Source organism: Flagellimonas myxillae, from assembly GCF_023502235.1.
In the GTDB taxonomy this organism is placed as follows: domain Bacteria; phylum Bacteroidota; class Bacteroidia; order Flavobacteriales; family Flavobacteriaceae; genus Flagellimonas; species Flagellimonas myxillae.
This window is the reverse complement of sequence record NZ_JAMFLY010000001.1, coordinates 1316542-1332847: the sequence shown is the minus strand read 5'-3', so window position 1 is coordinate 1332847 and position 16306 is coordinate 1316542. Positions and strand designations below refer to the sequence as shown.

Sequence of the window (16306 nt, the reverse complement as noted above, 5' to 3'; positions counted from 1 at the left end):
AACTTCCTCGAAAACTGGACTTTAGGACTTTCTAATTAAAAACTAAAGTCTATGAAAGTCCTAAAATCTTATGATGTGAAAAAATGGCTGGTCTTTGGCCTGCCCATTTTAGCCATGTGCTTGATTATGGCATGTAGCAAAAAAGAAAACGATAGTATTGATGATGTTGGCAATCCGGATGACGACCCAGCCCCAGAAACAATGACATTTACCTCATTTAGTCCTGTGGAAGGTGAACGTGGCAGTACCCTTGAATTGACCGGAACCAACTTTAGTACCACCCCAAGTGAGAACACCGTAACATTTGGAACAGCCGGGGGGGCAGTGACAGATGCTACTTCAACTCTATTGACGGTAACGGTACCAGATAATGCCACTTCTGGGACAATAACTGTATCAACTGGAACCACAACAGTGACCAGTACAGATGAGTTTGAAGTGTATGAGCCAGCCAAATGGACTCAGGTGACAAGCTACCCCAATGAGGAAGGTAGAACTCTTGGGATTAGTTTTACTATTAACGGAATAATTTATTCAGGATTAGGAAGCACTTCTGATCATTTAACTGAACATGAAATTTGGTCATATGACCCTAATTTGGATAGTTGGGATCAAAGGGCAGATTTTCTAAACACTGAGGACAAACTGACAGGTTCTACCGTTTTTATTATAAATAACAAGGCATATGTAATTGGTGGCAGTAAAAATGACGAAGATTCTTCTGAGGTATGGGAATATAACCCCAATGTCGGTCAAGGTGGTACTTGGACATTGATGGATACCCCTTTTCCAGGCAGTGGAAAGAAAAGAGCCACAGGATTCAGCATTAATGGTAAGGGATATGTGGTTGGTGGCGGCTATTTCAATGGGGAGTTTACCCAAGAGGTGGATGAAGTGTGGATGTACGACCCAATAGACGACAGTTGGACGGTGAAGATGGGTTTTCCTGGTCCGGCCTTTACAAGAGGACTTGGTTTCGTAGTTGATGACAAAGCATATGTGCATTTGGGGCGGACTGAAAAAGCTGGAGATGGCAATGGTTCGAATGAATTCTGGGAGTACACACCCTCAAACGACTCTTGGATAGAAAAAGCCTCCTTTTCAGGAAAAAGATCAGGTGCCTTTGGATTTGCTATAGATGATAAAGTCTATTTGGGCTATGGCGCCACCTACGATCAAAATCAACAGACGTCCATCAAATATCAAGATTTTATAGTTTACAACCCTATAGATAATAGTTGGACGGATTTGATTAATCCAGAGGGGGTTACTGAAAGTTCAGGCGCAATTGGACTATCTGTCAATGGAGTCGGATATATGGGCCTTGGAAGTGGGGATACATCGGATACATTTTGGAAATTTGAACCCAGGAAAAAGTTATAAGGAGGACAGGAAGCACCGGCCAAAGGCCGGTGTCCATCAAAAATTGATTATAAAGTTGACCCAGGGCTAATTCGTGAAATTCGTGTCAATAACAGCACACCCATTAGTGTTAGGGAAAATTAGTGCCACCCCTGTTCAGCCTTTATGGCCAATTCACGGATTTCATGCCAAAAACCAATAAATACCCCTATCAACACCCACTGTTGATTACTTTCTAGCCACTGCGCTAGTATTTTTGTGCCTAAATTTTATATTAGCAAGGATTAACCCCTAACACATGGCACAGACCCAATATACAGAGGATAATATTCGCTCACTCGACTGGAAGGAGCATATCCGAATGCGTCCCGGAATGTATATTGGTAAACTTGGCGATGGCTCTTCCGCAGATGATGGTATCTATATCCTCCTCAAAGAAGTAATAGATAACTGTATTGATGAATTTGTCATGGGGGCCGGGAAAACCATTGACATCAATATTAAGGAAAACACGGTACATGTACGTGACTATGGTCGGGGAATTCCACTAGGCAAAGTGGTGGACGTAGTTTCCAAAATGAACACCGGAGGTAAGTACGACACCCGTGCCTTTAAAAAATCCGTTGGATTGAATGGTGTCGGGACCAAAGCAGTAAATGCGCTGTCCAATTTTTTCAAAGTTGAATCGATTAGGGATGGCAAAGCCAAAGCTGCCGAATTTAAGGCTGGGAACTTGGTGACCGAAGAATTGATTGATTCTTCAAAGCGAAGGGGAACGAAGGTTAGTTTTGTCCCGGACGAGACCATTTTTAAAAACTACAAATATCGCAACGAGTATGTGGAACGCATGCTCAAGAATTACGTATACCTCAACCCTGGGCTTACCATTGTTTTCAATGGGGAAAAATTCCATTCCGAAAACGGATTAAAAGACCTTCTGGAAGACAACAACAATCAAGAAGACTTTTTATATCCCATCATCCACCTAAAAGGAAACGATATTGAGGTGGCCATAACCCATAGTAAAACGCAGTATAGCGAGGAGTACCACTCCTTCGTAAACGGACAGCACACCACTCAGGGCGGTACGCACCAATCCGCTTTTCGGGAAGCCATAGTAAAGACCGTTAGGGATTATTACGGTAAGAACTATGATGCCTCGGATATACGAAAGTCCATTATCTCCGCCGTTTCCATTAAAGTTATGGAGCCAGTTTTTGAAAGCCAGACCAAAACGAAATTGGGCTCTACTGATATGGGTGGAAATCTACCTACGGTACGTACCTATGTCAACGATTTTATAGGAAAGTACCTAGACAATTATCTACATAAAAACCCAACAACGGCAGAGGCGCTCCAACGGAAGATTGTACAGGCCGAAAAAGAACGCAAGGAACTTTCGGGAATTAGGAAATTGGCAAGGGAACGTGCCAAAAAAGCGAGCCTGCACAATAAAAAACTTCGGGATTGCCGCGTACACCTTCAGGATATGAAAAAGGACCGCAGGTTGGAAACCACCCTCTTTATCACGGAGGGGGATTCCGCTTCGGGTTCCATTACCAAATCCAGGGATGTGAATACCCAGGCGGTTTTTAGTCTTCGTGGAAAGCCTTTGAATTCCTACGGCATGTCCAAGAAGATTGTGTACGAAAATGAGGAATTCAATCTACTACAGGCGGCCTTGAATATTGAGGAATCCATGGAGGACCTCAGATACAACAATATTGTAATTGCCACGGATGCCGATGTGGACGGGATGCATATTCGTTTACTGTTGATCACGTTCTTTCTTCAATTTTTCCCAGAATTGATCAAAGAAGGACATTTGTACATCCTTCAAACCCCTTTGTTCAGGGTTCGAAACAAGAAGGAAACCATCTACTGCTATAGTGAGGAAGAAAAAAGGAATGCCATTCACAAACTAACAGGGAAACCAGAAATTACGCGCTTTAAGGGATTGGGGGAGATTTCCCCAGATGAGTTCAAACATTTTATCGGGGATGACATTCGTTTGGAGCCCGTGATGCTGGATAAGGCGATGAGCATCGACACCTTGCTAAAGTTTTATATGGGCAAAAATACCCCTGACCGTCAGGAATTCATCATAAAAAATCTTAAAGTAGAACTTGACTTAGTCGAAGAAAACCAACTATAAACCAGATAAATGACCTCCTTCTAAATGGAAGAGAACGAAGAACTGAATGATGAAGGTTTAGAGAACCAAGAAAATTCCCAAGATAGTCTTACCCGCGTAACGGGTATGTACAAGGACTGGTTTTTGGATTATGCCTCCTACGTAATTTTGGAAAGGGCCGTACCCGCTATTGAGGATGGGTTTAAGCCTGTGCAACGACGCATTATGCACGCCCTTAAGGAATTGGACGATGGCCGGTACAACAAAGTGGCCAACGTTGTGGGGCACACCATGCAATATCACCCCCACGGAGATGCCAGTATCGCCGATGCCATGGTTCAAATTGGGCAAAAGGACCTGCTCATCGACACTCAAGGGAACTGGGGTAATATTCTTACCGGGGATAGTGCTGCAGCCTCCAGGTATATTGAGGCCCGACTCTCCAAATTCGCGTTGGATGTAGTGTATAGCCCGAAGATTACTGAATGGCAACTCTCCTACGACGGGCGAAAAAAGGAACCAGTAAACCTTCCGGTAAAATTTCCACTTTTATTGGCGCAAGGTGCGGAGGGTATTGCTGTGGGACTTTCCACGAAAATCCTGCCCCATAACTTTAACGAGTTAATCGATGCTTCCATCAAACACCTTCGGGGTCAGCGTTTTAAGATATTCCCGGATTTTCCCACAGCTGGCATCATAGATGTGACCAATTACAATGAGGGAATGCGGGGCGGTAAAGTACGGGTTCGGGCCAAGATTTCGACCTTGGACAAAAACACTTTGGTGATCAACGAAATACCGTATGGCACCAACACGTCCTCTTTAATTGATTCCATTCTTAAAGCCAACGACAAAGGGAAGATCAAAATCAAAAAAATAGAGGACAACACCGCTGCAGAAGTCGAGATTTTAGTGCATCTGCCCAGCGGTATTTCCCCAGATAAAACCATTGACGCCCTGTATGCATTTACGGCTTGTGAGTCTTCCATCTCTCCTTTGGGATGTATTATTGAGGATAACAAACCCCTCTTTATTGGGGTAAAGGAAATGCTGGAACGGTCCACGGATTATACCGTGGAGTTGCTTAAAGGAGAACTTGAGATTCAATTGAGCGAACTCGAGGAGCAGTGGCACTTTGCTTCTTTGGAGCGCATATTTATAGAAAACCGCATCTATCGGGATATTGAAGAGGAAGAAACCTGGGAGGGTGTAATAGCCGCTATCGACAAGGGGCTGAAACCCCACACCAAAAACCTGAAACGTGCGGTTACCGAAGACGATATTGTGCGATTGACCGAAATCCGCATTAAACGGATATCGAAGTTCGACCTGGAAAAAGCCCAACAACTCATTGATAGCTTGGACGATCGCATTGCCCAGACCAAACACCATTTGGCGCATTTGGTGGACTACGCTATTGACTACTTCAAGGAACTGAAGAAAAAATATGGCAAGGGAAGGGAACGTAAATCGGAAATAAAAATTTTCGACGACATCGAGGCCACGAAGGTGGTAATCCGGAATACCAAGCTGTATGTAAACAGGGAAGAAGGATTTATCGGAACTTCTTTGCGAAGGGACGAGTATGTCACGGATTGCAGTGATATAGACGACATCATCGTGTTCACCAGAAAAGGGGAGATGATGGTGACCAAGGTGGATTCCAAAACTTTTGTGGGCAAGAACATCATTCATGTAGGGGTCTTTAAAAAGAAAGACAACCGAACCACCTATAACATGATCTATAAAGATGGTAGGGGTGGTCCCAGCTATATAAAAAGGTTCAATGTAACGGGGGTTACACGGGACAAGATTTATCAGTTGGCCGGGGGGAAACCTTCTGCCGATGTACTTTATTTTTCCGCGAACCCAAATGGAGAGGCAGAAATCATAACCGTTTTGTTGCGGCAGTCAGGGAGCATTAAGAAATTAAAATGGGATCTGGATTTTGCGGATTTGATGATCAAGGGAAGGGCCTCCAAGGGCAATTTGGTCACTAAATATGCGGTGAAGCGTATCGAACTCAAGGAAAAAGGAGTTTCGACCTTAAAACCAAGAAAGATTTGGTTCGATGACGTGGTAAGCCGACTCAATGTAGACGGACGCGGAGAACTTCTTGGGGATTTTAAGGGAGACGACCTGTTGCTGATCATTGATCAAAAAGGAAAGGTTAAAACCATTCCTCCAGATTTGCTAACCCGATTTAACGACGACATGATCGTGTTGGAAAAATGGAATCCGAAGAAACCGATTTCCGTGGTGCATTACGAAGGAGAAAAAGAGCGTTATTACATTAAACGATTCTTGATAGAGAACTCCAATAAAGAAGAAGTGGTCATATCCGAGCATTCCAAATCCTTTTTGGAATTGGTCTCAACGGATTGGCGACCCCTAATAGAAATTGAATTTATCAAACCTAGGGGCAAGGATGCCAAGCCCAATCAACAAGTGGACATTGAAAGTTTCATTTCTGTTAAGGGCATCAAGGCCATTGGGAATCAGCTGACCGCCGAAAAAGTGAAAAACATCAACGTATTGGAACCCTTGCCGTATGAGGAACCCAAGGAAACCGCTCCCGAGGAAATAGAAGTGGTGGATGAGGAATCGGTAGGTGGAAATGGCAGCGGTGACGCTGATGCAAATCCAGATGGTTCTGAGCAAACTTCTTTGTTTTGATGCTTTTTCTACCTATTTTGGCTGTTTGGACACACACCTAACCCACAAAGCTTAAGTTTCTACTGTATGGATTTTACCAACCCGCTGGTATACGGCGTTCCCGTTTTTATTGCTTTTATTTTAGTTGAACTTACATACAGTAAAACCCATGGGGACGATCATCTTTACAATTGGAAGGATTTAGCTGCCAGTGGTTTTATGGGGATTGGATCCGCAATTTTGGGGCCCTTGTTCAAAGTAGCATTTGCCATTGTTCTTTTTGAAGGCGTTTACGAGTTATGCAATCCTGAAATCGAAGGGGTTCGTCGTAACTTTCTAGGTTATAAATCCTTTGGATATGCCTGGTTTGTTTGGTTATTGTGCCAGTTGGCAGACGACTTTACGTACTATTGGTTCCACAGGGCCAATCACGAGATTCGAATTTTATGGGCTGCACATATTGTACATCATTCCTCTGACAATTACAATTTGGGGACTGCTGTAAGAAACGGCTGGTTCACCATATTGTACAAACCGCTTTTTTACATGTGGATGCCAGCTATCGGGTTTCCTCCAGAAATGGTTGTGGTGTGTTTGGGGATTGAAGCGCTGTGGCAATTTCAACTGCACTCTGTTTATGTTCCGAAACTTGGGTTTTTGGAAAAAATCTTTAACACCCATACCATGCACCAGGTACACCATGCCCAGAACGTGGAATATTTGGATAAAAACCATGGCGGCTTTTTGAACATCTTCGATAAAATGTTTGGAACCTGGAAAGAACTCGATGACGACGTCGATGTAAAATATGGCGTGATCCACTCTCCAGAATCTTACAATCCCGTGGTGATTTTAACGCATGAATTCAAGGATATCTGGAACGACATGAAAAAATCCAAGAAATTATCCCACAAGCTCATGTATGTTTTTGGCCCTCCCGGATGGAGCCATGATGGTAGTACGCTCACCGTTAAGCAGCAGCAACGTAAATTCAAGGAGCACAAACAATTGCATCCCGAACTGGCTTACCATAGACCAAACTAAAGTTTATTTTTCAAGCGCTTCTTGGCCCTTAGCCTTGTTTTTCTTCATTCGAAGGTCGAAGAACTCGACCATTAAAGAGAATGATATGGCAAAGTACAAATACCCTTTAGGGATAGCGCCGACCTCATTGTCGAAAACCACTAGGTGGGAGAGATGGGCAGCTTCTGCCACCAGCATAAATCCAATCAAAATCAAAAAAGAAAGCCCAAGGACCTGAACCGAGGGATGTCTGTTTACAAAATTCCCAACCGGATTTGCAAACAGCATCATGATCAATACCGAAATCACAACTGCAGTGATCATAAGTATTAATGCATCGTTGGGATTTGGGGAAATCCCGTTGGTCATTCCTATAGCCGTTAAGATGGAATCAAAGGAAAACACAATGTTGATCACAGTGATTTGAACAATGGCATTGGTAAGGGAAGAGGAGCGGGATTTGGTCACCTCACGCTCGTCATGTCCACGATCCTCTATTTTCTCATGGATTTCCTTGGTGCTCTTATACAATAAAAACAGCCCGCCTAAGAATAAAATCAATGCTTGCCAGCTGATGCCCCCGTGGATCCAGGATTCGTCTATGATCCAAAAGGGTTTCTTCATGTTCGTGAGCCAGGTAATACCAAACAGCAATAAGATCCGCATTCCCATCGCTAGGATCAATCCAATATTGGTGGCTTTTTTACGATCTCCCTTCTCAAGTTTGCCCGCGGCTATGGAAATAAAAATAATGTTATCTATTCCCAATATAATTTCCAAAAAGGTCAGGGTCAGTAATGCCATCCAGGCATCTGGACTAGTAAAAATCTCGAACATGGTTAGTGTGTTTTAATTGCTGTTCCTCTAAATTTTCTTTTTTCGCCAATAGCGTTGTATTCAAATGTATAAGAAGAATCTGAAGTTGTCAATATTTTTATATGGATTGATTTTTCCTCTGCTTTATTTTTTGGGTTTAGATTCTTGAGGACATATTCGCAATCATTTATCCATCTCACAGAAGAAGAATCCTGTTTTCCTTCAAAAAAATCCACCTCCAAATCTCCATTTCGCGTAAAGGTGGTTGTTTTTTGTTCTCCGTTGATTTCCGTGGTAAACGAGAATTCCCCGTTTTTAAAATCAGTACAATTTCGTTCAGGCGGCTGCTGACAAGAAATAATCAAGAATGGTACGATAAGGAATAAAAGTTTTTGCAACATGGATGCAAAGTAAATGTAAAGTACGGAATGCACCAGAATGGACACTTACTTTTTTGCATCGAAAGACTCAAAAGTTCCATCGGCATAAAAAACAACCATGCGCACAGGTTCCGGTTTCCCCTTGGGCATATTTTTTTCGGTCTTGTCTTTATTTGGGGTAGAAGGGTGTTCCTGCTCTTCATTGGCAGGGAAGCTTCCTTTTCCAATGAGTAGCCAATAGAGGTTTACCTCCGGATAGGATTTGACCACTTTCAATACAAAATCCAAGCTAGGTCTGTTTCGTCCGTTCAAGATATGGGAGATGCTCGATCGTTGAACACCAATGGCGTCAGCAAAGGTGGAAACACTCAAGCCATAATGCTCGATGACCAATTTTATTCTATGGGCTACCTCGTCGTTCACAAAACTAAACTTAACAGTACAAAGTTACGAAGGCTTGGCGCGACTGGCAATAAACTTTTGATTGATATGCAGGTAATAAGTTCAACTTTTAGTTATTATAAAATACCATAATTATCTCTTATATAGCACTTTATTGAGTTCCTATAGAATGTTCTTATTTTTTGTTTATCAATGTATCAAGTGCATGATATTACTGTTTACAATAATACCAGTTCTCCAATCAAATTGTATACAATTGTAAAATTTGGATGGATTACTTTTGTAAACTCAAATCGTGAGCAACGTATGTACCATCATAAAAAATACAAAGAGGAATCTGTCCAATGGCGCTATGTGACCTGGGAACATCTTGAAAAAAACTGGGCCCAAAATGTGGGTCTCGACAATTTGAAAGTTATCGGCTCTTCCGTACAAGACAGGAACATATTTGGTTTGACTTTGGGGGATGGTCCTACTAAAGTTTTGATGTGGTCCCAAATGCACGGGAACGAATCCACAACCACAAAAGCGGTTTTGGATTTGGTGAATTTTTTGAATTCCACTGGGGAAGTGGCCAATACGATTTTAAGCCATTGTACCATAGCTATTGTTCCCATATTAAATCCAGATGGCGCATATGCGTATACCCGTGTAAATGCGAACGAAGTTGACCTGAACAGGGATGCCAAGAACAGGACCCAACCGGAAAGTAAGGTGTTGCGACAACTGTTTGAGCAATTTGAGCCTGATTTCTGTTTTAACCTACACGACCAACGCACCATGTTCAGTGCCGGACGCACGGATAAACCGGCTACGATCTCCTTTTTATCCCCGTCCAACAATCCTGAACGTACTGTGGATGAAACCCGAGCCATCGCCATGAAGCTTATTGTTGCCATGAACCATGCGCTCCAAAAACAGATACCCGGTCAAGTGGGAAGATATGATGATGGATTTAATGAGAATTGCATTGGTGATACCTTTCAAATGTTGGGTGTACCTACGATTTTGTTTGAAGCAGGTCATTTTCAAGGGGATTACGAAAGGGAGGAAACCAGAAAATACATTTTCCATACTCTTGTGACGGCTTTGGATACTATTTCAAATGACGGGGTCGATGAAATTTCCCATGAAGCCTATTTTGAGATTCCGGAAAATGGAAAATGTTTCTACGATATCATCATTACAAATGGACATCTGCTCAATTCTACATTGGATGCTGATGACAGGGTGGGCATACGTTTTGTGGAAACGCTAAACCAATCTGCTGTCGATTTCGTCCCAGAAGTGATTGACGTTGGCAAATTGGTGGGAAGATATGGTCATAAATCCTTGGATTGTTCCCTTAAAAACGATCGGAATCAAATAGAAAGTGGGAATCTACTTTCTTTAGTGCTCAAAATCAACAGTTAAAAATGAAATAAATGGCCATTTGTTACATTTTGTTTAAAAAAAAGCCATTTTTTTTACATATAATTTCTTAATTAACTAATTTTGATCAAAATATTCACACTATGAGCAAAGTAAAGTTAGACGAAATCGATCACCAGATATTGGATATGCTAATTGACAATACCCGGACCCCATTTACGGATATTGCCAAAAAACTATTGATCTCTGCTGGTACGGTTCATGTTCGAGTTAAAAAAATGGAAGAATCCGGGATTATCAAGGGATCTTCACTTACCTTGGACTATGTTAAACTGGGGTATTCCTTTATTGCTTATGTGGGGATTTTTCTTGAGAAAACGCACCAGACCAAATTTGTGCTGGAGCGGCTTAACCAGATTCCTTATGTTACTGTTGCCCATATCACTACTGGGAAATTCAACATCTTTTGTAAGATCAGGGCAAGGGATACCACCCATGCCAAGAATATTATTTTCAAGATAGACGATATTGATGGGATCAGTAGAACCGAGACCATGATTTCATTGGAAGAAAGCATCAACGATAAGAAACGATTGATGCATACCATCTTTAACGAGCTGTAGTAATCGGAAATATTTAGCGTAATATGTTGAGTTCGGAACTTTCACCTTCTGAGTACAACCCATTTTACCATACCTATATAAAGGCTTTGGGAGGGGAGGTTAAACTTTTGGACCAATTGGTGGATGGCAGGGATGTGCTGCTAACCTTTATTAAGGACATTCCATATAGCAAATTTGCCTTTTCGTATGATATAGGAAAGTGGACCTTGGCCGAGGTGTTGATGCATATTGTTGATGCGGAACGGGTATTTCAATACAGGGCATTACGATTTGCACGGAATGATTCCATGCCCTTGGCCGGTTTTGATCAGAACATTTACGTTCCGGAATCGAAGGCAAATGCAAAAACCAAGGAATCCATCATGGAAGAATACAAAACGGTACGGGACGCTTCCATTGCCTTATTTCGCTCCTTTGACGATGAAGCGTTAAAGCGCATGGGGAATGCAAGCGGTTCGGATATGAGTACCAGGGCGATGGGATTTATTATCTGCGGACACCAGGCCCATCACATGCAAATTATCCGGGAGCGGTATTTGGATTGGAAAAAGTAAAGTTCCGCTATAGGCCTTCGTTTTCTTGATCTTGATCTGAGTCCATTTCCGGATGGATGCCATTCTCTTCACCGGTTTCCAAAATTGCTTCCGTTTTTGAAGAATTACCCAATTCTTTTTCGATACTCTCTTCAAAATTTGAGATAAAGTTGGAAAGACTCTTGCTGATCTTTACCAAATAAATGGTGTCTTCCGTTTTTACCTCGACAGCTTCTATGATTTCCCCATTCGGTTTTTTTAGGGTGATAATATCCTCATCCCCATAGCCATAGGGGTAGGAGTCGATTAAAATTGCAGCAGCCTTGTGGTCCAGCTTTTTGTAATCTATAAGTATGCGTTTCATGGTGGATAGGTTATTGGTTTCCTATCCTAAGCTAAAAATTTTTATAGCTGACCGAGTTAAAGAGTTGTAAACAACAAATTTTAGTATACGTACTTACGATTCTTTGTAGTAAGCGAAGGCCTCATCAAACAATTCGGTTGGAACTTTGATGTCCGTAACCGCCTTTCCGATATTTTGGAGCAGGACAAAATTGATATCGCCATGCGAATTTTTCTTGTCATACTTTAAAAGCTCGATGATTGCATCAATATCGTTGGAATCAAATTCGACCTTTTCGAAATGTTGTAGAAAGGTATCTTTGATTTCCTGTAGTGATAAACCGGAAAGTCCCTGTAATTTATGGGAAAGAAATCCCTCCAGAATCATACCAACTGCGATGGCTTCCCCGTGCAATAGACTTTTCTTTGCCGGATTGTCCAAGCAATACGATTCAATCGCGTGGCCCAGCGTATGTCCGAAATTTAAGATTTTGCGAATGCCAAGTTCTGTGGGGTCTTCGGTAACCACCTCATTTTTTATGCCTATGGATTTTTGAATGGTTTCCGCATTCCCATAATCCTCCGTTGCCCGAAGGGCTCTCCAATAGGCTTCATCCTTGATCAAACCATGTTTCAGCATTTCGGCAAAACCACTGGTAAGTTGTCGTTGCTCCAAGGTGCCCAGGAATTCAGGAATAACAAGTACCATCTGGGGTTGGTTAATGACCCCTATCTGGTTTTTAAGGACCCCAAGGTCTACCCCAGTCTTTCCACCAACCGAGGCATCGACCATGGATAATAGAGTGGTGGGGATATTGATAAAATCGATTCCACGTTTAAAGGTCGAAGCCACAAATCCGCCTAAATCCGTAAGAACGCCTCCGCCAAGGTTGATCAAAAGGCTCTTTCGGTCACCTCCTTGCTCGGACAGCCATTCCCAAACCAACATACAGGTGTTGATGTGTTTGTGTTCTTCCCCTGATTTGATTTCAAAGATGGCATCCACCGGCACTTCCCCTCTCATCTTTTCTTGGAGTAGGGGCAAGCAGTGTACTTTGGTATTCTCATCCACCAAAAGAAAGATTTTGGAATAGTTATTTTTGGCAACATGTTGTCTAAGAGCAGCTTCTGCCAATTCTTCCAAATGAACCTCGTATGAATGCGATTTGATGGACTCCATAAATAGTATTTGCACTGCTAAATAAAGACTATTTTTATAGATAGTGTTCCAAAACGGCTACTTATCTTTGGATCTTTAATAAATTCCTAATAATGCACCCGAATTTTGAGAATACTGCAATCGCTTTTCAACTGAAGACCGATTCCGAATTGGAACGCGCCTATTTCCTTTTTAAACTTATCGCCAACGAACCTTTGGTAAAGATTGGAACCGCTGTTACCAATTTCGCCTTGAAAGCCCATTTGCCTATAGAAGGATTGATCAGGGCCACAGTATTTGACCATTTTTGCGGAGGGGTGAACGAGGAGGATTGTATTTCCATAATCGATAAGATGTACGGAAAAGGGGTATGTTCCATTTTGGATTACTCCGTGGAAGGTAAAGAAGTGGAAGATCAATTCGATTTCGCCCTACAGAAAACACTGGAGGTATTGGATTTTGTGAAAGAAAAGGATGCAATTCCATTTGCGGTGTTTAAACCCACGGGTTTTGGAAAATTCGAATTGTATGAAAAAATAAGTGCAGGAGTAAGCCTGAACGAGGAGGAAACTGCAGCTTGGAACCGCCTACTGAATAGGTATGACCAAGTTTGTCGCAAGGCACATGATCTTGATGTAAGACTATTGATCGATGCCGAGGAGAGTTGGATGCAACAGGCCGCAGATGATATTACTGTGGACATGATGCGGAAATACAACAAGGATAAAGCCGTCGTGTTCAATACGCTACAGATGTACCGATGGGACCGTATGGATTACCTAAAGGATTTGAAACAGATTGCCGAAACTGAAGGGTTTAAAGTTGGGTTAAAAGTGGTTCGGGGCGCCTATATGGAAAAAGAAAACGACCGGGCAGAGGAATTGGGCTATCAAAGTCCGATATGTGAGTCCAAAAAAGCTACAGACGAAAATTTCGATGCTGCTGTCACCTATATCATGGATCACTTGGACACCTTTTCCATTTTTGCAGGGACGCATAACGAGGCGAGTTGCTTAAAGCTATTGGAGATCATGGAAACAAAGCAGCTTCAAAAAGACAATACCAATATTTGGTTTGGACAGCTGTATGGCATGAGCGACCATATTTCCTTTAATCTCTCGGAAGCTGGATATAATGTGGCCAAGTATGTGCCTTATGGTCCTGTAAAGGACGTTATGCCCTATCTCATTAGAAGGGCGGAGGAAAACACTTCCGTTGCGGGTCAAACTACCCGGGAACTTGCACTGCTCCAAAAAGAAAAGGAGCGCAGGAAATTGGATTTATAGATATACCTAACGCTTAGTGATCGAATTTTAGCCTTGAGAACATCTTCTTAGGAAACCTTTTTGGGATGTAAATTTCTAACCATATCCCAAATTCCATCCATTTTCACCAAAAAATCTTAGTCAATTTATAAATAGATACGTCGATTTATAAATTGGAGCAAAACCAATTTGTCAAATCATATATCTCGAAGGACTTTTATGGTGTTAAAAGCACAAAAGGTTAAATCAAAGTGAACATTATGAAAAAAATTAGCTTCTTTTTATTTGGAATTATATTGCTATCAATTCTTACCATTAGTTGTGAGAACGAGGAATCCATAGCGATTGACGCTCCCCAAATTTTTGATCAGTCTATCGTTGTTGTTGAAGAAGTTGACTTTAACTCCGTCCCTGAATTATCGGAAGCCTTAAATGGCATTTCAGGTAAATCAAATTTGGCGCGGTCTTATTCGGAAAAAGGAGATGCAAAATACTGGATTAACGAGGAATCGGTCCTCAAATTAAGGGACTCTGTTAATAACGAAAGTTTTGCAGTTGTGATTCATACCGATGACCCATCATCCCGATCTTTTTATAATCTCATTGTTACCAAACGGGTGGATGGCAACCCAATTGTTCCTTTTGTTGTGGAGTACAATTTTGAAAATGGTGATGTGCATAGTTTTGCCAAGGATGACGAAAAGGAATTTGATGGTACCGTAAATATTTATTCGATTGATGGGTTTGCCAGTATAACTGGGTTAAGTTCCAAGGAGAATCCATCAGTTATTTGCTTTCCAGACGTTGGTCAACCAAATACCACCACTGTTGGCAATTCAAGTTCTAGTTCAGCCGGAGGCACAAGCGGCGGAACTTCCAATTCAGGAAGTTCCGGAACAGGAGGGTCTAATATTAGTTATAGTCGTCCACATATTTCGGTAACCAAAACCAGGAGTAAAGGGTCAGTTTCCGTAGGTCAGGGTACGTTCTATATGCCCCCATTGGCTCCAACAGGAGGGGAGCAAAAAACTGTAGTTGCAGGAAAGGATAAAAATCCATGCCCAGAAGGATGGGTCAGTGTTCCAATAAATGAAATAACACTTTTTGAGGACAGAATTGATGACTTAGCCTTAGCACAATGCCTAAAAAAAATATTGAATAACTTAAAACAATCGAAAACGGGAGTTGGAAATATTATTGTGAAATTTGCAGGGAATTCTCCGGATTTCAATTGGGAAGTATTGGACGGGAGTCTAGCCGGAGGAACAGGCCAAACAAGCAATAGATACAATAGATCAACGGGTACAGTGACCACTATATTTGATTCCCAAAGATGGAAAAATGCTACCGAATTATCTTGGGCACGAACGATGCTTCATGAATCGGTACATGCTTATATTGTCGCATCATTTGGAGCAAATTATATCAATGCGTCCAAAACGTATGCAAGTCTTTACAATGATTTTTTAAATAAAACCTATCCTAACAATAATGCTACTCATCACGCGGAAATGGCCAGAAATTTTGTTAAAGATATAGGCTTATCTTTAAGAGAATATGGTATTAGTCAGGGATACAGTTTTTCAAATCAGTTCTATGATGATATGGCTTGGGGTGGTCTGACAGATTGGGAAAAAAGAGATTCTAGTGGAAACATAATGAAAGATTCTAATGGAAATACTTTATATGAGGAGACCCCTTGGTTCAAGTCTGCAGTACCTTCGGCATCTGATCGAAAGAGAATAAAGGATATATTTACAATAGAATTAATAGGGAAAGATACAAATGGAAACAACAAAACGCAGAAGGGGAAAAATGCAGGGTGCTAACATTTACATATTTATTGCGTGTTTGGTTCTCAATGTAAGCTGTTTCGGTCAAGGTGCTAATGCTGAAAAAGAATATACAATTAAATTTTACAAATCAAAGGATAATAATTCATCCCATTTGATTATTGATGCATATCATTTAGAAACCCCAATGGAAAGGTGTCCCGCATTTTATTATGTCAACAATATTATCATAAATAAAGAGGGTAAGTTAGAAACCAAATTCTTACGAGTCCTTCCTGGTAAATTCATGATTGAAGCAAGTTTTATCTCCAAACAATCCAAGAGGATAAAAAAATTAAATATTCAAAAAGGGGACTCTATAAGAGTGGTTTTTTTCCTTAAAGATGATTCATCTCCACTTCACCCTAATGGTTTGCAAGATATTGTTGTTCCTAATAAAGAGTAGATA

General features: G+C 41.6%; 15 protein-coding genes. 10 read left to right on the top strand and 5 right to left on the bottom strand.

Annotated elements, in window-relative coordinates; genetic code table 11:
- The first annotated feature begins 51 nt into the window (after positions 1-51).
- From M3P07_RS06130 to M3P07_RS06115, 4 genes are all read left to right on the top strand, one after another.
- Positions 52-1383, top strand: coding sequence for an IPT/TIG domain-containing protein (locus M3P07_RS06130; RefSeq protein WP_249969014.1), 1332 nt, complete (start codon positions 52-54; stop codon positions 1381-1383).
- A 277-nt stretch (positions 1384-1660) separates the two neighbouring features.
- On the top strand, positions 1661-3517 hold the full coding sequence (locus M3P07_RS06125; protein ID WP_249969013.1) for a DNA topoisomerase IV subunit B: 1857 nt from the start codon (positions 1661-1663) through the stop codon (positions 3515-3517).
- Between the two features lie 24 nt (positions 3518-3541).
- Positions 3542-6172 (top strand): DNA gyrase/topoisomerase IV subunit A, encoded by a 2631-nt coding sequence (locus M3P07_RS06120; protein ID WP_249969012.1) that lies wholly within the window; start codon positions 3542-3544, stop codon positions 6170-6172.
- Between the two features lie 66 nt (positions 6173-6238).
- Complete coding sequence (locus M3P07_RS06115; RefSeq protein ID WP_249969011.1) at positions 6239-7195, top strand: sterol desaturase family protein; 957 nt, start codon at positions 6239-6241, stop codon at positions 7193-7195.
- 3 nt (positions 7196-7198) lie between these two features.
- Here the strand turns inward: M3P07_RS06115 and M3P07_RS06110 are convergent, their stop codons facing one another.
- Genes M3P07_RS06110 through M3P07_RS06100 form a run of 3 tightly spaced genes read right to left on the bottom strand, consistent with a single transcriptional unit; the run spans position 7199 to position 8793 of the window.
- Positions 7199-8011, bottom strand: a complete 813-nt coding sequence (locus M3P07_RS06110) for a TerC family protein (protein WP_249969010.1) — start codon at positions 8009-8011, stop codon at positions 7199-7201.
- A 2-nt stretch (positions 8012-8013) separates the two neighbouring features.
- On the bottom strand, positions 8014-8391 hold the full coding sequence (locus M3P07_RS06105; RefSeq protein WP_249969009.1) for a DNA topoisomerase IV: 378 nt from the start codon (positions 8389-8391) through the stop codon (positions 8014-8016).
- 45 nt (positions 8392-8436) lie between these two features.
- Complete coding sequence (locus M3P07_RS06100) at positions 8437-8793, bottom strand: helix-turn-helix transcriptional regulator (protein WP_249969008.1); 357 nt, start codon at positions 8791-8793, stop codon at positions 8437-8439.
- 285 nt (positions 8794-9078) lie between these two features.
- On the opposite strand from M3P07_RS06100, the gene M3P07_RS06095 reads away from it, so the two are divergent.
- The 3 genes from M3P07_RS06095 to M3P07_RS06085 all read left to right on the top strand — a co-directional run bounded on the left by M3P07_RS06095 (position 9079) and on the right by M3P07_RS06085 (position 11320).
- Positions 9079-10185, top strand: a complete 1107-nt coding sequence (locus tag M3P07_RS06095) for a M14 family metallopeptidase (protein ID WP_249969007.1) — start codon at positions 9079-9081, stop codon at positions 10183-10185.
- Between the two features lie 101 nt (positions 10186-10286).
- On the top strand, positions 10287-10766 hold the full coding sequence (locus tag M3P07_RS06090) for an Lrp/AsnC family transcriptional regulator (RefSeq protein WP_073176813.1): 480 nt from the start codon (positions 10287-10289) through the stop codon (positions 10764-10766).
- A gap of 23 nt (positions 10767-10789) precedes the next feature.
- Positions 10790-11320, top strand: a complete 531-nt coding sequence (locus M3P07_RS06085) for a DinB family protein (RefSeq protein WP_249969006.1) — start codon at positions 10790-10792, stop codon at positions 11318-11320.
- A gap of 7 nt (positions 11321-11327) precedes the next feature.
- Here M3P07_RS06085 and M3P07_RS06080 read toward each other — a convergent pair whose 3' ends face one another.
- Positions 11328-11663 carry a hypothetical protein gene (locus M3P07_RS06080; protein ID WP_249969005.1) on the bottom strand — a complete coding sequence of 112 codons (336 nt, stop codon included), beginning with the start codon at positions 11661-11663 and terminating at the stop codon, positions 11328-11330.
- 93 nt (positions 11664-11756) lie between these two features.
- A complete protein-coding gene (gene aroB, locus M3P07_RS06075; protein WP_249969004.1) occupies positions 11757-12821 on the bottom strand; it encodes a 3-dehydroquinate synthase in 1065 nt (354 codons plus the stop codon).
- A 92-nt stretch (positions 12822-12913) separates the two neighbouring features.
- On the opposite strand from aroB, the gene M3P07_RS06070 reads away from it, so the two are divergent.
- The 3 genes from M3P07_RS06070 to M3P07_RS06060 all read left to right on the top strand — a co-directional run bounded on the left by M3P07_RS06070 (position 12914) and on the right by M3P07_RS06060 (position 16303).
- Positions 12914-14086, top strand: coding sequence for a proline dehydrogenase family protein (locus M3P07_RS06070; protein ID WP_249969003.1), 1173 nt, complete (start codon positions 12914-12916; stop codon positions 14084-14086).
- A 239-nt stretch (positions 14087-14325) separates the two neighbouring features.
- The gene (locus tag M3P07_RS06065; RefSeq protein WP_249969002.1) at positions 14326-15894 is read left to right on the top strand and encodes a hypothetical protein; all 1569 of its coding nucleotides are present in this window, start codon (positions 14326-14328) and stop codon (positions 15892-15894) included.
- Positions 15851-16303: a hypothetical protein gene (locus M3P07_RS06060; protein ID WP_249969001.1), complete on the top strand. Its 453-nt coding sequence runs from the start codon at positions 15851-15853 to the stop codon at positions 16301-16303. Before M3P07_RS06065 ends, M3P07_RS06060 begins: the two co-directional genes overlap by 44 nt.
- Positions 16304-16306: the final 3 nt, after the last annotated feature.